Here is a 19,008-nt window from a genome sequence, read left to right as displayed (position 1 = left end):
ATAATAATGAATTGTTACATTTTTATGTAATTATTTTTTAATAAGCAGTTCCGTTCTGCCATTATATCGGTCTTGTATATAAAAAGTGACGGTTTCGATTGCTTTAACAGTGAAAGTGAACTTTGCAGTTATGCAGGTTTAACTCTAGCGATAGGACAAAATGGAAGTAGTTAGTTATGGACGAGATTGAGATAAAAGAGAAATCACAAAAATTTCAAGAAACTAGCAAAGACAATACCTCTGATAGGCTCACAAGGAGGAAAGGAATGAATGTAATTCTCTTAAAAATTCTAATAGGAGTACTCTGGTGATAGCCTTTGCTTAAAGTAGAAATACCAAACCTAAAAAGAGCTTTGGTTTGAGGGGCACTCCATTATTCAATAGCGGAGCTACCTACTAGATTGTTAATAGTTATTGTTTAATTCTATTGTCAATCTCTTCACTTTGTTCTAACATAACTGTTTCGTCTAAATATTCAATAACTATTCTATTTTGTTTAAATTTTCTCATTAATTGCTTTGTCAATTTCTCAATTTCCTTCTTTAATTTTTCTGGCTTTAAAGGGAATTTAGGGTAATTTATAAAGCTTAATAAAATATGAGGTTCAATTTGACCGCTCATTACAATATTGGTATCGGATATTGAAACACTTAAATAAATATTTTCAGTAAGAATTAAGTCTTTCTGTATCTTTTGAAGATATTGTATAATTTCTGTTTTTTCTATTAATTTCTCGGTATATCCTAATTCAAGTCCTAATGTTACTTTAGCAGAAAAAGGTTTTAAAGTTTTCTTTGTTATATTCATTTTAAGATTCTAAATTTTTAATATAAAATCATTTTATTTAAAATACTTTTCGGCGTTTTCCCAAATGTTATATTTACTATGTTCTCCTAAATAATAATAAAATTTTCCATCGGGTTTAATGAGAATATAATTTCCAAATCTTACATCGTAAGGAAAAAACAATTTTTTGAATAAATTTTCTTTATCTGCTATCCAATTTATTTTTTTGGAATGATTGTATTCTAGATTATCGCATTTGGGTGAGTTTATCCAAAATTGATTAATATTTGCTATTTTATGCAGTTTTTTTAGATAATTTCTATGTAAAACATTCCAACCTGATTTTGTGGTCGTATTTTTAACCTTTTTTGGAAATGGTGTTAAGTAATTAATTACAATGTTTTGTGACGAGTCAATTTGCTTAGCAGTCAATTTAGTTAAGTATGATTTCAGATTCTCAAAAGTACTTTTATCGAGATGTCCGAAATTTTGTCGCGTTACTAATAGAGCTATTTTTGTTGTATCGTTCTTAAAATGTATATCCAAATTTTTACTATAATCTTTAGTTTCAAAGAACTTTTGTTTGCTTATTTCCTCTCCACTTTCATCGAAGAAAACTATTGTTTTTTTTTGTCCAAAAGTCAAACAAGTAAATAGAATAAATACAAATGTTAATCTCATAGTCTGTTTTTTAGCTTAAATGTTTGGTAACATATTTGTCTAAGCTTTATTGCGTGGTTAAACAACTAATTTACTAAATAAAACACGAATGCCGAAATTCAGAAGGAATTTTCCAAATGAGCCCAAAAAAAGCAATTAATTAACACGTTGTGTTTGCTCGAATTGGCATTTTTAATTTGCGGAGAGGTAAATAATTAATTTATATGACTAAATTCCCATATGAGTTAAACTACCCCTATGTTTACACTAAAGACAGACCAACAAAAATCGAATACAGAGGTGTATTTACCTAGATAAGTAACCACATCATTTTAAGATTATCAAAAGCAAAGTAAGGTGGATATGGCAGTGATTAAGATAAAGAAGGTGTCTTAATAACACTAGTATAGCCTATGTTTAAAGTATAAGTTAATACCAAAGCTAAAAAGAGCTTTGGTGCAATGATTTACAAATTACCTTATAAGAGACCCATTTGGTTTATCCTGAGCGTTTGTTTGGGTAGGTTAGGGGTGTGTATTTTTTAAATACATACTTTTACTAAGTAAACAGCGAGTAAACAAGTAGTAGCTTTATTACAAAAAGGTTAGTGTTGTGCTACTGTTTGCTTTTTATAAAAGTAATTCTCATCTATAAAAAGGTTGTATTGGTATAGAGAATACTGTAAAATAGCAATTATATACTACCAAAAGCCTAAATATTTTTACCTTTGGTATGTGCTTTAAAAAGCGCATTATTAAATAATGAATTGTAAGCGAAATAAGTTTGCCTTTCAAACACTAACAAAATGCATAAAAATAAAAAAATAACCCTCTTTTCTCATCTACTCGTTTGGCTCGTGCTCTTTAGTATGCCTTACATATTATCTTACGGACAAGAGCAAGATTTAAATAGAGTTATTGCTCATTTTTGGGTACCCATAGCGTTTTACGCTGTTATTTTCTATATTAATTATTTTGTATTAATTGACAAATACTTATTTTCTAATAAAACAGTTCAGTTTATTCTTATTAACATAGTAATAATTGCGTTCAGCCTTATTTTAAAAGAATTGCTTGAAGATTTATTTTTTGCTGAAAGTTTAAAGAAAACAGCTAATAAAGACGAAAATGGGCCACCTATAAAAATGTTTTTGTACGTACAAATGCTCTCATATATGGCTCCTTTATTATTTTCAATAGCCATAAAAACCACCAAAAGATGGATACAAACAGAAGCAGAACGTAAAGAAGCGTTGAATGTTAAATTAAAATCAGAATTACAACATTTACATTATCAATTACAACCGCATTTCTTTTTTAACTCGTTAAATAATATTTATGCGATGGTAGATATTTCACCAGATCAAGCCAAAACATCTATTCACAGTTTAAGTAAACTGATGCGCTATATGTTGTATGAAACCAATGAAGAAACTATTTCCTTATCTAAAGAAATAGACTTTATGAAAAAGTACATCGATTTAATGAAATTACGTGTTTCCGACAAAACTGTTGTCAATTATAATTTTCCCCCCGAAGAAACAGGTATAAAGATTGCGCCCTTATTGTTTATTTCGTTAATTGAAAATGCCTTTAAGCATGGTGTTTCCGCGAGTAAACCAAGCACTATTGATATTAATATTAGTACCTTAGAAAAAACGGTTTTGTTTACCATCGAAAATGATGATTTTCCTAAAAAATCTGATGATAAAAGTGGTTCTGGTATTGGACTTGTAAATATTAAAAAACGCTTAGAATTATTATATCCGAATAAAAATAGTTTTAACACCACTGTAAAAGACAATCGTTTTATGGCTAAATTAGAAATTGAAACCAACTAAATAATGAGCAATATAAAAATTACCTGTGTTATTGTAGATGATGAACCAATGGCGCTTAATTTAGTAGAAAGTTATGTAGAAAAAACACCTTTTTTAGTACTAAAAAAGAAGTGTAGCAGTGCTATAGAAGCCATGGAATTTTTAAAAAATGAGCCGGTAGATGTACTCTTTTTAGACATACAAATGCCAGATTTAACAGGTATTGAATTTTCTAAAATGCTACCAAAAGAAACTCGTGTTATTTTTACCACTGCGTTTGATCAATATGCGTTAGAAGGTTTTAAAGTGGAAGCACTAGATTACCTATTAAAACCTTTTGATTATGCAGAGTTTTTGGCTGCTGCTAACAAAGCAAATACCTGGTTTGAGTTGGTAAAAGGCAAAAAACAGCCTATAGTTTCTGAGGAAAAAGAATTTCTTTTTGTAAAATCTGAATACAAGCAATTGCGTATTAAATTGGCAGATGTCTTGTATTTTGAGGGATTGAAAGATTATATTAAAATTTGGTTGAAAGACAATCCAAAGGCTATTTTAACACTGATGAGTTTAAAATCTTTAGAAGAAGAACTACCAGAAACTCAATTTATGCGCGTGCATCGTTCTTTTATTGTATCGTTAAAAAATATTGAAGTAATAGAACGAAGTCAGATTGTAATTAACAAACAACGGATTACTGTTTCTGAAAATTACAAACCTAAGTTTTTAGAGTTTGTAAATAATAATTCTTTGTAACGAATTACTGTTATTTCAATCGAGGATTGTGGTATTCCAATCCAAACTTGTCATTCCGAAGAATTGAGGAACCGCCTAACAAGAGAACATTATGCATTTTATGAGATTCCTCCGTTGTCGAAATTGTAAAACTCAACTAGTTCTCGACTGCGTTCGAACGGAGATCTTATTCATTTACAGATCCCTATAGTTTTCTAATTTTCTTCTATAATAAAGACAGTTTCATAGATAAAATGTGAGGTATTATCTATTTTGTTTTATTTAAAAGAATAATACAAATACTTTTAAACTTTATAAGATCAAATAATTAGAGATACATATGTATAAAAATATTTTAATAGCAGTTTCTGTACTATTTCTTGGTTTTACAACGCAAAGTAATTCACAGAATAGCAAAAACATAAATATTCCAGTTTTAAATTTTGAAACTTTAAAGCCTTATTTATATACAGATTCGGAAGAAATACATATTGTCAATTTTTGGGCAATGTGGTGTGCACCTTGTGTAAAAGAATTACCAATACTAGAAGCGTATCAAAAGAAGCATCCTAATTTAAAAATTACATTGGTAAGTTTAGATTTTTCAGATGATTTAGAAACAAAAGTAAAACCGTTTTTAAAACGAAAAGGAATTATATCTAATGTAGTTCTTTTAGACGATCCAGACGCTAATAGTTGGATCGATAAAATAGACCCAAATTGGTCTGGATCTATACCATTTACAATCATATTCAATAATAAAAAAAGGACTTTTCATGAACGTATGTTTAAGAGTATAGAAGACCTTGAAAATGAAATAAAAAAAATAAATTAAAATCACAATCATGAAAAAAAGCAAATTAGTTTTCGCTGCCATTATTTTAATGAGTAGTCTATTTATTACTCATACAGCAACGGCACAAGATAGAAAAGGACCACCACCAAACGGAGAAAGAAAAGGTCCTCCAGGAGGCGGACACAGTCCAGTACAATCTAAAACATTAGAAGAAATTGGTGGATACAAAATAGGAGATGTAGCTGCTGATTTTAAATTAAAAAATGTAGATGAAAGTATATTTTCTTTATCAGATATTAAGGATGCAAAAGGATACATTGTAGTTTTTACGTGTAATGAATGTCCGTTTTCTAAATTGTATGAAGACAGGTTAACAGCGCTTCATAACACCTATGCTTCTAAAGGATATGCTGTGGTTGCTATCAATCCGAACGTAAGTGAAGATAATGATAAAGAAAGTTTTAAAGCCATGCAAAAAAGAGCCTCTGAAAAAGCGTTCCCGTTTGTGTATTTAGCGGATGAAAACCAGGAAGTATCTCCTAAATTTGGGGCTGTAAGAACGCCACATGTGTTTTTATTAGACGCAAATAAAAAAGTACAATACATTGGTACTATTGATGATAATGCAAGATCTGCAGAAGCTGTTAAAGTAAAATATGTAGAAAATGCTATTGCGGCTTTAGAAAATGGTGAAAAACCGACACCAAACTTTACAAAAGCTATTGGGTGTCCTGTAAAAGTGAAATAGTACGTTATTAAAATACATGATTACTTTATAGAGTAACAACTTAAAAAGACTGTTAAAATACTAGTGCGTGTGTGTTTGTGTTTCTTTTTTCTTCGGAAAATATGCACAAACATTTGCGTACTTTTTTTTATATATACACAAAAAAATCATTCAAAATAGTATTATGAAACTGTTTCGTAAAATAAGAAGAAATTTAATAGACTTAAGAAAGTTTAAATCCTATGCCTTATATGCTTTAGGTGAAATAATTTTGATTGTAATTGCTGTGTCTATTGCTTGGAAAATAAATGATTTAAGCGATATTCAAAAAAACAACATTCTGGTAGATGAAATTTACACCAATCTACATGATGAATTAACAACCAATTTGCGTTTATTAAAACGTTCTTTGGAAGAAAATACAGAAACTATAACGTCTTTAGAAAATACGTTAAATTATGTTGGTAAAAACACCAATGAACTAACACAGGGTGCAAAAGATACTATTTTAAATGTAGCAGTGAAAGAAGTTAATTTACAAGACAGTTCTGTAAAATCTATTCTTAGTACAGCTAAAATGGAACTGATAGAAAGTAGTAAGTTAAAAGATTTAATAGCTACGTATTTAACCAAAATTGAGCAATTTAATAATCAGGATAAGAAAAATAAAAACATCGTAGAAAACAAGATAAAACCTACTTTAGAAAAATTTATTTCATTGATAGATATGCTTCCTGACAATGATTTAAAATATAAACATATTAAAGAATTTGGAAATAAATCTGATTATAAAACCTTATTGGCTACCAAAGAATATCAGAACAGTATTATTGATCGATTATTACAAACCAAAATACAATTAGGTTACGCAAGAACTCTACATAGTAAAACCAAAATACTGATTACAAAGTTGCAAGAAGAAATAGAGTAGCGTATTATTAATTGGCTTTTATAAACTAAAATTTAGTTAAAAAATCTACTTCAAAATCACTATTTAATAATTAATTATTCCAGAATTATAGGCAGTTTTTTATCATCATTCACAGAATAATCCAGTGCATTTTATTTTATCTGTTGTGAGCTCTTATTAAGCGGTAAATATATGGTGTTTGTCTATTTTGTTTTATAAAGCCAATCGTTAAAAGTACTTTTGATGCAACATAAAATCATACATATATTACATGAGAAAAATCGCATTAACCCTAGTACTTACCGTTACAATGTTTAGTTGTAATAGTATTCAGAACATTGGTTCTTCATCTAACCTTAAACAAGCTGCAACCTTATTAGGTTCTTTAAGTTCAAACTCTACTGTACAGCAAGTTTCTACTCTTTTTACATTATTAGACACTAATAAAGACGAAACAATTAGCACAACAGAGGCAATTGGTTCTGTATCAGAAAACTTTAACGTATTAGACACAGACAATAGCACTTCTCTAAACCTAACTGAATTAACAGGTTTATTAGCGTTATTAAAATAATATTGTTTTAAATTAGGACAAAAGAAGACATACTGTAAAGTATGTCTTCTTTTGTTTCTAATATGATTTGTCTTTTATTGATACTATTATAGATTTGGTTACGCAGTGTAAAACCTATTATGGTTATCAAATGGTTCTCTACTAATCTAAAACTAACAATAATACTTTAAATGAATTAAGGATAGGAGTGATGTTGGCCTTTTTTCATATATAATTGCGTCTATAAAATGATCTTGTTCATAGATATAAATCCCCTGTTTATCTATTCCTCTAAAAAGTCATTAAACCTAAGTTATATTTAGCAGTCTTAGAAGTATAAAAAAAGAAGTTTAATTTAAAAATATGAATATTATGAAAGCATTTATAAAAACATTCGTTCTACCATCTATGTTTATCGTTGCTGTTGCAACACAAGTTTCTGCACAAACACGTAGAACCACAACAACTAAATCTACTCCAACAAAAACAACAAGAACAGTAACTACAACAACGACTAAAAGAAGTACGGCAAGTAGAAGAATACCAAGTAAGACAGTAACGTATAAAAAGCCTACAAAAAAAGTGGTTTCTGTTAGAAATGTACCAAATAGAACGGTTGTAAGCCATAAAGGACAAAACTATTATTATGCAAATAATAAGTATTACACACAATCTAGAGGACGTTATATCGTAATAGCTCCAAAAATTGGGTTTAGAGTACGTGTTTTACCAACAAATTATAAAAGAATTAGATTTAACAATTACAATTATTACAATGTAAATGGTACTTTTTATCTAAATATAAATAATGAATATGAAGTAGTAGAACCAGAAGTAGGAACTGTGGTTTATGAGTTACCAAATGATTATGAAAAAGTAGTTATAGACGGACAAACCTATTATGAATATGCAAATATTCTATATGAAAAAGTACAAGTAAATGGCACTAGAGCTTATGAAGTAGTGGGTGTTATAGATGTAAATTAAGGTAAATATATTGGTTGATTGATTGAAGAAAAGGAGGGTAATTGTAAAATTACCCTCCTTTTTATATGCTTTTAATTTATTGCTGCTTTAAGTTTGTAAAGCTAGAATTACTAGGTAGTTCAAAAACTTGTAAATTAAAATAAGGAACTGCTGCAATTACATGGTCAAAAATATCCGACATAATGTATTCGTAGTTTTTCCAACGTTTATCACTACTAAAAGCATAAATTTCAATCGGAATACCTTGCGTTTCTGGTGGCATTTGGCGCACCATAATCATCATATCTTTATTGGTACCAGAATGGTTTTCTATGTAGGTTTCAATATATTTTCTAAAAACACCAATGTTCGTTAAATTTCTACCGTTTAATAATAGTTCTTTATTGATGTTATTTTTTTGATTATACGCATCAATATCTGCTTGTCTTGTTTCTAAATAAGCGCTAATAGACTGAATTTTCTTAAAGTCTTCAACTTCTTGTGTAGATAAATAATGAATGCTTTCTAAGTTGATATTTAAAGACCTTTTAATACGTCTACCACCAGAATTAGTCATTCCACGCCAGTTTTTAAAAGAGTCAGAAATTAAGGCGTAGGTAGGAATTGTTGTAATCGTTTTGTCAAAATTTTGAACCTTTACTGTTGATAAATTAATTTCAATAACATCTCCATCTGCACCATATTTTTCAAACGTAATCCAGTCGCCAATTCTTACCATATCATTGATAGATACTTGAATACTGGCAACAAAACCTAAAATTGTATCTTTAAATACCAAGATAATAACTGCAGAAGCAGCACCAATAGTAGTAATAAATTTAATAAACTCGATACCCGTAATAATTGCAAAGGCTGATAAAATACCGAATACCCAAGCAAAAATCATAAATACTTGCGTGTAACTATCTATCGGTTTGTCTTTTAAACTAGGTAAGGTTTTAAAAAAATCTTTAAGAGAATTTAAGAAACTTCTTACAATCCAAAGTACTAAAACAATGGTAAATACCTCTAAACTTTTCTGAATTATATTTTCTATATATTGAAAATCAAAAAATACAAAAGGCACGCATTCTAAAGCAAAAATTAATGGAACGATATGCGCTATATTCCGAGGTACTTTATTTTTTACTAAAATATCATCAAAATTGGTCTTACTTTTTGAAGCAAATTGACTGAACAACTGTACAAGAATTTTTCTAATAATATAATCAATTAAAAATGTAAGAATTAATACAGTTATTAGCAAAGCAAACATATTTATATATGCTGCATAGGTTTCAGGGATTCCCGTATTTACTAAATAATCGTATAATTGATGTGTAATTTTCATAAATAAAGATTTTAAATAAGCCTTAATGTTAAAAAATGGGCGACTTATTATATAAATAAATGTATTTAAAACAAACCAATTTATTCAGTTCATTTTATAAAGTGTAGCATTTTAGCTCTAAAACTAATATGTATAATTATATTATAGAGCTAAGCTCTAAAGTAAATTATTGAGACTAAAAAGTGTGTCGTTGCTCTTGTGTAGAAGATGCATTTAACAATTCGTTAAACTTTTTAATGGAATCAAAGTTTTGTGAAATTGCATCTGAAACGGCTATTCCAGAAACTCCAGTTTCTAAAATATCAGCAACATCATCTGTTGTAATTCCTCCAGCACCAATAATAGGAGTTTCAGTTTTTAAAGCTTCTACAATTAAAGAAAAACCATTTAAACCTAAATCCTTTGTAGAATTCTCTTTCGCTTCCTTATTCTTAAACGGACTTAAAGTAATATAATCTACTTTTTTACTAATTAAGGTGTTACAATCTTGCAAGGTGTTTGCTGTTGCACCAACAATTTGCCAAGTATATAAATGTTCTAAAGCCGTTGTAGCACAGAAATCTATGTCCTCTAAATGAACACCATCTGCTTTTACTTCTTTCGCAATTTTAAAGTGATTGCTTAAAATTAATCTAGTTTGAAAATGAGATGTAATTTCTCTCGCTTCTAGTGCTAATTTTAGATATTTCTTTTCAGAAATACCAGCAATGTTTAATTGTACCAATTCTGCTCCAGACGAACATGCTTTCTGAATATTTTCTAAATGTTCTTTTGGAGAATTACCTTGAGATATATAGTGTAGTTTAGGAATCATTTTGTGTTCGTTTTAGGGTGATGGTTATAATCGCAAATGAATGCGTTTTATTAGTAAGTGGTTTTTAATTCCACATCCCATTAGATTCAGTCAAAATAATAGGATTTTTGTCTGTAATCAATATTGTTTGCTCATGTTGTGTAACGTATCCACCTCTATTTCCAACTAAAGTCCAACCGTCATTTAATTCTACAGCCACAGTTGATTTTGTTGAAATAAATGTTTCAATAGCTACTGTTGTATTTTTTCTAAACCTTTCACGATTAGATTTTACACGGTAGTTTAAAATGTTTTCAGGTTCTTCATGCAAACTTCTTCCTACTCCATGTCCTGCCAGATTTTTAATCACTTTAAAACCAGATTTTTTTGCTTCTGTTTCTATTAAATGTCCAATATCAGCTATTTTTACACCACCTTTTATGTTGCTTATAGCTTTATGTAAAATATCTTTAGAAGCATTTACAAGAGGTTGGTGATTATGAATGTCTTTTCCAATTACAAAAGAACCTCCATTATCAGACCAAAATCCGTTTAACTCTGCAGAAACATCAATATTTATTAAATCTCCCTCTTTCAATATTTTTTTGTCTGAAGGAATTCCGTGAGCAGCTTCTTTATTTACCCTGATACAAGCATACCCAGGAAAATTATAAGTTTCATAAGGAGCAGATTTAGCACCATAACTCTCTAATATTTCAGCTCCATATGCATCTAACTCTTTAGTTGACATACCAACTTTGGCATGTTTTTTCATGAGTTTTAGCGTTGTTCCAACAACTTCACTAACCCTTTGCATTCCGATTAATTCTGCTTCTGTAGTTATTGACATTTGCTTATTTTTTTGGATGAAATATTATTTAACAGATACTGTTTTAGCGTATTGCATAAAATAAGATTCAAATCGTTTTAAAATAGGGTCCATTTTTTCTGAATATAATACATATTGGCATTTATGAATACTTTGTGTAATTGCCATTAATGCTGCATAGGCAGTTTTTTCCACTAAAAACTCGGCATCATCTATACTTAAAATCTTTAATTGTGTGGTATTTACACCTTCTAATAAAAGTAATTTATTCATGGTTTTAGGCGTAGCAATAAGCACGTCAACACCTTCAAAAATTTCTGATTTTAACAACTCTATGTGTTCTCTGTCATCACAAGCATATACACGTAAAGCATCGTATTTACTAAGTTTTATAAATTCATCATGCAATGCAAGTGCTTTTTCAGAATTTTCTACTAAAATCAATGCCCTTGGAGCAGAACCAACTTCTTGGCACTTTAATTTATGCAAGGTAGTAAGTACTAGTGTAGTCGTTTTTCCACTGTTTGCTGGAGCTGTACAATAAATATTTGCACCACTTTTAATAACAGGTATACTTTTACTTTGAAATGGAGTAGGAGTTGTTATTTCTAGAGATTCTAAGATCTCTTTTATATCAGCATGTAATTTTTTAAAAGGCATATCTAAAAAAAGGTAAATGTTTGTTGTAAAAATAAAGGCAAATATACAATTTAATTGACGTACTCATTTCTTTTGAGGACTCGATTTTATAGGAACATTGAACAGAAACTTACACCAAACAATTCCCTCCGGTTTTTCAGCTTTGAGTAAAAGAATTGGTAGTACCAGAATTTAGGATTGAAACTACCTTAGAAATACATATATCAGAATAATAGATAAAATAAAAACACTTAAAAAGGCTCAATTAAATAGGTTGCTTTAAGCATATGTATTCTTCCTCTTTTTTAAACTCAGATAAGACCTATTTTAATGATTTTTTGGAGGTTTAAAAAGAGGATATATGTGTGTAAATATTTTAAGAAAAAAATATCATAATTACTTAGGTTATAAAGAACTAATTCAATTGTTTTGCAGATTCAAAACTTTAGAATAAATGGATAATTTAATAACCTTTGCAATAACTGTTTTTACAGGCTTTTTTGCAATAACCAACCCGATCTCGAACATGACGGTTTTTGTGTCTTTAACGAGAGGTTTGGACAAAGAAACGAAAAGAGACATTAACAAACGAAGTAATATTATTGCTTTTGTAATTGTAACTGTTTTTGTGCTTTTAGGTAAATATATTTTTGAATTGTTTAATATAAGTGTCCCTGCATTTAAAATTACAGGAGGTATTTTAATATTTTACATTGGATTTGAAATGCTACAATCTAAAAAATCTGATGTAAAGAACATTAAAAATGTAGATGTTGATGAAGATATTGCGGTGTCTCCATTGGCAATTCCTATTTTGGCAGGTCCAGGAACCATTGTAACTGCCATGAACTTTGTGGCGAATGTACAAACCATACACATCATTTTAGTGATTGTGATCTTCGGAACCATGAGTTTAATTACTTTTTATACGTTTAGATTGAGTGATTTAATAGTAAAAGTAGTGGGGAATAACGTAATTTCTGTAATTGGTAAAATAATGGGTTTAATCATTGCCATTATTGGTACAGGTATGGTAATTACAGGTATTAAAATTTCTTTTGATTTGATAACCACATAATTTTATAGTAAATTTTTTAGTTTAAACTTTATATCTGAAGGTTTCAAGATAATCTTAAATAAAAAAAGCCAGTTAGTAGTTTTACTAACTGGCTTTTACTTTTTAAAAAGAATGCTTATTTCTTTACAATTTTCATGGTCGTATTCAATTCAGCAATGTGTAAGACATAAACTCCTGAATGCAACCTAACCATATTGTCTAAAGTTACTTTACCAGTTGATAGATCCATTTTTTTACTAAAAACAACAGCACCTAACATATCTATAATTTTTACGGTAGCCATTGTTATATTCGTTGATGTATTTAGTTGTAAATGTAATGTATCATCAAAAGGAATAGGAAACGTTTTAACCGTATTTACTGCATTATCGTAAACACTTAAAACAGTTCCTTTATTTCCTGGTGAACCTATAGCTGCTTCATTTGCATCATTTACTACGGTTGCATTGGCAAAATAAGGTGCTATATTAATTTCACTAAATCCAGCTTTTTCAACATCATACGATTGTCCTGGGTTAGAAGCCGTATCCGGATAGGTTTCAAAGTCAACGATTGTTCCAACCGTAGTTGGTTCTCCAATCCATAAAGTTACAGCATCTCCACCGCCAGATAAACCAGCACCAGCATAGGTTCCTATTTGAACATCAGAAATAGCATAAACTCCGCCCCAAACTGATATATAATTATCTGTGTCTGAAGCATCAACTGCAATTACAGATTCTCCTGGTTGAATAGAAGTAATCCCAGAAATTAAAACTGCAGATGCAGGATCTTGAGAATCATCATCAAAATAAAGTCCACCTAATTCTGGTGTCCAAGGTAATGGTCCATTATTCGTAATTTCAAACCAATCTGCAGTAAGATTATCACCCTCGCCGTTCCCTGGCCAGATTTCTGTAATATTTAAAACAGGTCCAACAAGTTTGTTGTAAGAATTCGGTGTATTAATTGCTTCACCTTCTACAGGAGTTCCTGTAAATCCGTCAAAACCTTCACCATTATAATCATTTCTTACCCAATCGCTTGTACTATCTGTGTCTACACCATTTAGAATACGAGAAGCACCACCAACTTGATTTTCATTCCCATCAAAACCAGGAGCTAAATCTAAAGCATAGACTAAATCACCGGTTTGTCCTTCCGAACTAGCAATACCATCTACAACTGCAGACCAATAAGTGGTATCAATTGTTCCATCGTCATTGGTGTCTATATCATCTCCAAGTGTCCCAGTATAATCCTTCACTAATAAAAATGTTGTTGCTCCATTTTCAAGAGTATTTTCTTGAAAAGGACTGGTCCAATACCCATTTTCATCCGTAGTACCTGCGGTAAAAGTTGCATCATCAATTAAACCTGTATTTCCGCTATCTCCTTCAATTTCTACAATTGTATAATTTGAATAATCCGTAAAAGGATCTCCATAAATTTCTATAAATTCTCGTGTATCTGTTCCAGAATGATCTATTACAAACTCGTTTATTACAGGGGTTTTAATAAATGGTGTGCCAACAGTTCCCAAAGTAACTACATCACTTCTAAATTTTTTCCATTGATCGCGTAAGCCTTTATTTTCTTCACCATCATTATAAATAACAGTTGCACCTAAATCTACCAATAATTTTACAGTATCTGTATCACCATCTGCCCCTAAAAAGGTTGAATTTGGCAACGAAACCAAACCTTCAAAAGAACCGTTTGCATTTAATGCTGTTAAATCTGCATTTCTTAGTTCTGGTTGATCAGACTCATTTCCGGTCCAAGTATATAATTTAAAATCTGTTTTTGTTCCGAAAGGACCACCGATTAAAATACATCCGTTTTCGTTACATTCCATACTTCTTAAACTTCTACCAGCTAAATCTAATAAAATAGGTGTTCCGAAAGTTGCAGAACCAGAAGGCATGCCTGGTAAACTGGTAAAATTAGTAACTGGTATTACAATGGCTTTATTTTCTACAGTAGAACTACGCAACCCCAAATAAGCAGTGGTTGTGCTGTTTGGTGCAAGTGCCAATGCTTCAACTTCTAAAACAGTACTTAATTGGAAATAGTTAGCGCCTAATCCATGTAGATTATTCTCATCCCAGTTTAATAAATCTTCTTGTAAATTGTTGTATTTATCATTGTACGTTAAGTTTGAGGCTGTTCCGGTTCCTGATAAAGTTGTAGTAAAAATCACCGATCTATCAGCTTCTGCAGTAGAACCAATCCAATAAATAGTATCATCTAATCTAAAAGAACCTTCTAAATCTGCTTCTTTGGTTGAACCTAAAAAACTATTAAAATCGATTTCTTTTACAGGTAAACCTGATTGATTTGCGTTGTATAAACGAATCGTTTGATCTTCATCATCACCAATCCAAATATAATCATCATCTATAGCAATTCCTGTAGAACCGTCTGCAGAACCAGTATGAAAACGACTTGTACTTGGTGTAATAGAAGCTGCTGAAGCTGCATAATTAATGGTATATGTTGCAGCGTTTTCTTCTGTATCTTTAACAGTAATTGTTATCTTTGAAAAGCCAAAAGTACTCGGTATAATTTTTAATAATCTTTCTCCACTAGTACCTGTAAGAACTAAGTTCGCGTTAGACACAACGGCTTCATTGCTACTGTTTATAGAAACAGTTAAATCTGATAATGCGGTATTAGAGTCTGAAATTAAAAAAGGAATACCAATAGTGCTTGCAGGATCGGTAGCATCATTTACAACACCACTTACAAAGCCAGCATTTGTTTCAGAAACATCTAAAAACGACGTTAAATTAGCCGTATCTACAACGATATTTATAGTAGAAGCAGCTACTTTTTCTAAGTTACCAGGAGATCCTATTGCAGATTCACCTTCATTATTTACCGCTGTAGCTGCAGGTACAAACGGCCCTTCTCCAAGAACACTGAAACTTCCTTTGGTAACATCGTAAGACTGACCAGGATTTGTTGCTGTATCTGGATATGCTTCAGAATCTACTCTTGTACTATTATCCGTTGGAGTAGTGGTGCTTACAAATAAATTAACCGTATCTCCTCCGCCACCTAACCCTTTTCCGTCATGCGTAGCAATCTGAACATTGGTTAGGTTGTAAACGCTTTCCCAAACAGCAATAAACTGTGTAGAATTTTCATCTTTTATAGCAATAATAGATTCTCCTGGTTGTATTATGGTAACACCATTTAATAATACAGCATCGTCTACATAGTCAATTTCATCTCTGTCATCTACGTAATAAAGGTTTCCTTCGGCAGAAGTCCATGCGCCAGAACCTGTATTTGTAATTTCAAACCAATCACCAGTAAGATTATCACCTTTTCCGTTACCAGGCCATATTTCTGTAATTTGTAAATTAGGTGCTGTAGAACCTGTGTTTCCTGGAGATGCAATGGCAGATTCACCTTCATCATTTACTGCTGTAGCAACCGGAACATATGGTGCTTCACCAATAACACTAAAAGCGCCTTTAGTAACATCGTAAGACTGACCAGGATTTGCTTCTGTATCTGGATACGCTGCAGAATCTACTCTTGTGCTATTATCCGTAGGAACGGTTGCACTTATAAATAAATTAACAACATCACCACCTTTCCCTAATCCTTTTCCGTCGTGTGTTCCTATTTGAACATCTGTTAAATCATAAACATCATCCCAGACCGATGTAAATTCTGTAATATCTTCATCTTTAATAGCAATAATAGATTCACCTGGCTTAATAACAGCAATACCGTTTATGAGTACAGCGTCATCTATATAATCAATTTCATCTCTATCATCAATAAAATAAAGGTCTCCCATGGCAGGAGTCCATGCTTCAGAGCCTGTATTTGTTATTTCAAACCAATCACCAGTAAGATTATTCCCCTTACTATTACCGGACCATATTTCTGTTATTTTTAAGGTTGTTTGTGAATAACCAACAAAATAGCTAAATAAGGCTGCAGTTAAAATTGTAATTTTTTTATACATATTTTCTCTTTTAGAATAGCTACAATATTAACCTTACATCGTTAAAATAATTGAAACTTATTATTACATATTGGTTAATTAAATAATGGATATGTAAATAAATTGTTTATTTTGAAATCATTTTTTTAATTGTAATTAGTTAATTTTAAGTGCTTATAAAAGAAGTAAACTGTATACTTTTGACGTTCCTATAAAAGTTCTTTTTATTCTTGACTCTTTATACTTATTTATAGCAGAAACCTTTCTTTTTTTTTTATCAATGATAAAAAAAGGTCTTTTAATTAAAACTAATTTTAAACATTCGATTTCTTAAAAAAATAAGTAATTAATTTAATAATCGTGATATCTTTGAACTTAATATAATGATTTGCAACTTTTACAGTTGTAATTATAAATAAAGAACCAAATAAATAGAGTAAAAATATGACAGGAAGTTTACTTTTTGTAGCAATTATATTGTTAGCAGGAGCAATTATTTGCGTGTCTATTGCCAAACGATTGGGCTTAAGTTCTGTTTTAGGCTATTTGATTGCAGGTGTAGTAATTGGACCTTATATGCTAGGAGTTATTGGGGAAGAAGGACAAGATATTATGCATATTTCTGAGTTTGGAGTTGTAATAATGTTGTTTTTAATTGGTCTCGAAATTGAACCAAAGAATTTTTGGGAGATGCGAAAAACCATTTTAGGCATGGGAGGTATACAAGTTTCTCTAACTATGTTGTTGTCTTATTATCTCTTTACTTCTTTTGATTATGAGTCTAAAGTTGCCTTGGTATTATCTATGGCAGTCGCACTTTCTTCTACTGCAATTGTACTACAAACGATAAAAGAAAAAGGATTGATGCATACCACTTCGGGGGCTTCTGCTTTTTCAATTTTACTATTTCAGGATATCGTTGTTATTTTTATGATTGGTTCTATTCCGTTAATGGCGAGTTCTAATTCAAAGATGCCTGCAGATACTCATGGCGGTCATGTAAACTTATTAGATGGTTTGCCAATGGAATTGCAAACACTTGCCATTATTGCATCTGTAGTTTTTATTATTATAGCAGGTCGTTATTTAATTGTACCTATGCTACGTAAAGTTGTAAAATCTGGAGTTAGAGAACTCTTAATTGCAGCTGCTTTTTTAATTGTATTCGGAATTTCCTTTGTAATGGAATACGTTGGCTTGAGTCCGGCATTGGGAGCATTTTTAGGAGGTGTAGTACTATCTAACAGTGAGTTTAAACACGAGCTAGAAAGTACTTTAGAGCCCTTTAAAAACTTAATGTTAGGGTTGTTTTTTATAGCTGTTGGAGCTTCGATTAACTTTATTGTAATTCAAAACAATCCTTTTACTATTGGAGGTATTTTACTTGCCGTTATTTTTATTAAAGCCATTGTTTTATTTATAGTAGGACTTGTTTTTAAATTAAAAATAGATCAAAATTTATTGTTGACTTTTAATTTATCACAAGTAGGGGAGTTTGCTTTTGTATTGTTGTCATTTGCTTTTCAATCTAGTATTTTAGAGCAAGAACAATTAGATATTATGCTTGTAGTTACCGCCTTAACCATGGGGATTACACCTATTGCAAGTATGATTAACGAACGCTTAATTCTTCCTAGAATAGGTACAAAAGAGTCTATAAAAAGACCAATGGACGAACACACTAAATCTGAAAAAATTATATTGGTTGGTTTTGGACAATTTGGTAGTACTGTAGGTCGTTTTTTGAAATCTCATGATATAGAAACCACAATTTTAGATCACGATTCTAATCGTGTAGATTATCTTAGAAAATTAGGTTTTGAAGTGTATTATGGTGATGCAACACGTATGGGATTGTTAGAATCTGCAGGTATTGCAGAAGCAAAGATTTTAATTTGTGCAGTAGACAACCCAGATGCTGCACATCAAATAAGCAAACAGGTTAAGAAAAAATATCCTCATGTAGAATTAATGGTTAGAGCAAGAAACAGATATGATGCTTATGAGTTGGTTAATTTAGGAATTGAAAATATTTATCGTGAAACATTAGATACTTCCTTAACCTTGGCTTGTGATGTTTTAACTAAAGTTGGTTTCGAAAAAGAAACATTAAAAAACCAAGTAGCCAAATTTATTAAGTACGACGAAGAAAGTATAAGGCGTTTGGCCGCTGAACCAAAAGGAGACGATGATTATATATTTAAAAAACGTGAAGAGTATAAACAACAAGTAGCATCTCTTAAAGAAGATTTTAAAAGAGACAAACAACAAACTTAAATTTATTATTTACTATAGGTAATTTAATTTATTTAAAAACAATGGTTTATATTTTTATTTAAACATGATATTCTAGTGAGTTATATTGATAAAATAACTTCCTGTTAATGTAAAACTACATAACGTAAAAGAAAATATTAGTCCTG

The 19,008-nt window shown here is 30.6% G+C and carries 16 protein-coding genes; 9 read left to right on the top strand and 7 right to left on the bottom strand.

The annotated features are described in order from the left end of the window. Window positions 1–411: 411 nt before the first annotated feature. Entirely contained in the window at window positions 412–807 is a 396-nt protein-coding gene (locus H0I27_RS09415) for a hypothetical protein (protein WP_218730463.1), read from the bottom strand. A gap of 33 nt (window positions 808–840) precedes the next feature. Beyond that, window positions 841–1,467, bottom strand: coding sequence for a hypothetical protein (locus H0I27_RS09410; protein WP_218730462.1), 627 nt, complete (start codon window positions 1,465–1,467; stop codon window positions 841–843). An 847-nt stretch (window positions 1,468–2,314) separates the two neighbouring features. Here H0I27_RS09410 and H0I27_RS09405 point away from each other — a divergent pair. From H0I27_RS09405 to H0I27_RS09375, 7 genes are all read left to right on the top strand, one after another. Then, window positions 2,315–3,286: a sensor histidine kinase gene (locus tag H0I27_RS09405; RefSeq protein WP_254713069.1), complete on the top strand. Its 972-nt coding sequence runs from the start codon at window positions 2,315–2,317 to the stop codon at window positions 3,284–3,286. 3 nt (window positions 3,287–3,289) lie between these two features. Beyond that, window positions 3,290–4,018 (top strand): LytTR family DNA-binding domain-containing protein, encoded by a 729-nt coding sequence (locus tag H0I27_RS09400; RefSeq protein ID WP_218730460.1) that lies wholly within the window; start codon window positions 3,290–3,292, stop codon window positions 4,016–4,018. Window positions 4,019–4,337: 319 nt separating this feature from the next. Continuing rightward, window positions 4,338–4,832, top strand: coding sequence for a TlpA disulfide reductase family protein (locus H0I27_RS09395; RefSeq protein WP_218730459.1), 495 nt, complete (start codon window positions 4,338–4,340; stop codon window positions 4,830–4,832). Between the two features lie 10 nt (window positions 4,833–4,842). After that, window positions 4,843–5,541: a thioredoxin family protein gene (locus tag H0I27_RS09390; RefSeq protein ID WP_254713068.1), complete on the top strand. Its 699-nt coding sequence runs from the start codon at window positions 4,843–4,845 to the stop codon at window positions 5,539–5,541. A gap of 163 nt (window positions 5,542–5,704) precedes the next feature. Beyond that, the gene (locus H0I27_RS09385) at window positions 5,705–6,451 is read left to right on the top strand and encodes a hypothetical protein (protein WP_218730458.1); all 747 of its coding nucleotides are present in this window, start codon (window positions 5,705–5,707) and stop codon (window positions 6,449–6,451) included. A gap of 250 nt (window positions 6,452–6,701) precedes the next feature. Then, window positions 6,702–7,004 (top strand): hypothetical protein, encoded by a 303-nt coding sequence (locus H0I27_RS09380; RefSeq protein WP_218730457.1) that lies wholly within the window; start codon window positions 6,702–6,704, stop codon window positions 7,002–7,004. A 351-nt stretch (window positions 7,005–7,355) separates the two neighbouring features. Further along, window positions 7,356–7,970: a DUF6515 family protein gene (locus tag H0I27_RS09375; RefSeq protein ID WP_218730456.1), complete on the top strand. Its 615-nt coding sequence runs from the start codon at window positions 7,356–7,358 to the stop codon at window positions 7,968–7,970. Between the two features lie 76 nt (window positions 7,971–8,046). Here the strand turns inward: H0I27_RS09375 and H0I27_RS09370 are convergent, their stop codons facing one another. The 4 genes from H0I27_RS09370 to H0I27_RS09355 form a co-directional block, all read right to left on the bottom strand. Further along, a complete protein-coding gene (locus H0I27_RS09370) occupies window positions 8,047–9,300 on the bottom strand; it encodes a mechanosensitive ion channel family protein (RefSeq protein WP_218730455.1) in 1,254 nt (417 codons plus the stop codon). A gap of 175 nt (window positions 9,301–9,475) precedes the next feature. Then, the gene (locus tag H0I27_RS09365; RefSeq protein WP_218730454.1) at window positions 9,476–10,114 is read right to left on the bottom strand and encodes a thiamine phosphate synthase; all 639 of its coding nucleotides are present in this window, start codon (window positions 10,112–10,114) and stop codon (window positions 9,476–9,478) included. Window positions 10,115–10,178: 64 nt separating this feature from the next. After that, the gene (gene map, locus H0I27_RS09360) at window positions 10,179–10,943 is read right to left on the bottom strand and encodes a type I methionyl aminopeptidase (protein WP_218730453.1); all 765 of its coding nucleotides are present in this window, start codon (window positions 10,941–10,943) and stop codon (window positions 10,179–10,181) included. A 24-nt stretch (window positions 10,944–10,967) separates the two neighbouring features. Next, a complete protein-coding gene (locus H0I27_RS09355) occupies window positions 10,968–11,582 on the bottom strand; it encodes a DEAD/DEAH box helicase (protein WP_218730452.1) in 615 nt (204 codons plus the stop codon). A 433-nt stretch (window positions 11,583–12,015) separates the two neighbouring features. Here H0I27_RS09355 and H0I27_RS09350 point away from each other — a divergent pair, with 433 nt between their 5' ends. Further along, window positions 12,016–12,639 carry a MarC family protein gene (locus H0I27_RS09350; RefSeq protein WP_218730451.1) on the top strand — a complete coding sequence of 208 codons (624 nt, stop codon included), beginning with the start codon at window positions 12,016–12,018 and terminating at the stop codon, window positions 12,637–12,639. A gap of 115 nt (window positions 12,640–12,754) precedes the next feature. On the opposite strand, the gene H0I27_RS09345 is transcribed toward H0I27_RS09350, so the two are convergent. Then, on the bottom strand, window positions 12,755–16,606 hold the full coding sequence (locus H0I27_RS09345; RefSeq protein WP_218730450.1) for a T9SS type A sorting domain-containing protein: 3,852 nt from the start codon (window positions 16,604–16,606) through the stop codon (window positions 12,755–12,757). A gap of 423 nt (window positions 16,607–17,029) precedes the next feature. On the opposite strand from H0I27_RS09345, the gene H0I27_RS09340 reads away from it, so the two are divergent. Next, on the top strand, window positions 17,030–18,862 hold the full coding sequence (locus H0I27_RS09340) for a cation:proton antiporter (protein WP_218730449.1): 1,833 nt from the start codon (window positions 17,030–17,032) through the stop codon (window positions 18,860–18,862). The last annotated feature ends 146 nt before the right edge of the window (window positions 18,863–19,008 follow it).

The sequence above is a fragment of the Polaribacter sp. HaHaR_3_91 genome (assembly GCF_019278525.1).
Taxonomy (GTDB): Bacteria; Bacteroidota; Bacteroidia; order Flavobacteriales; family Flavobacteriaceae; genus Polaribacter.
The sequence above is the reverse complement of the archived record's forward strand: the minus strand, read 5'-3'. Positions and strand labels throughout refer to the sequence as shown.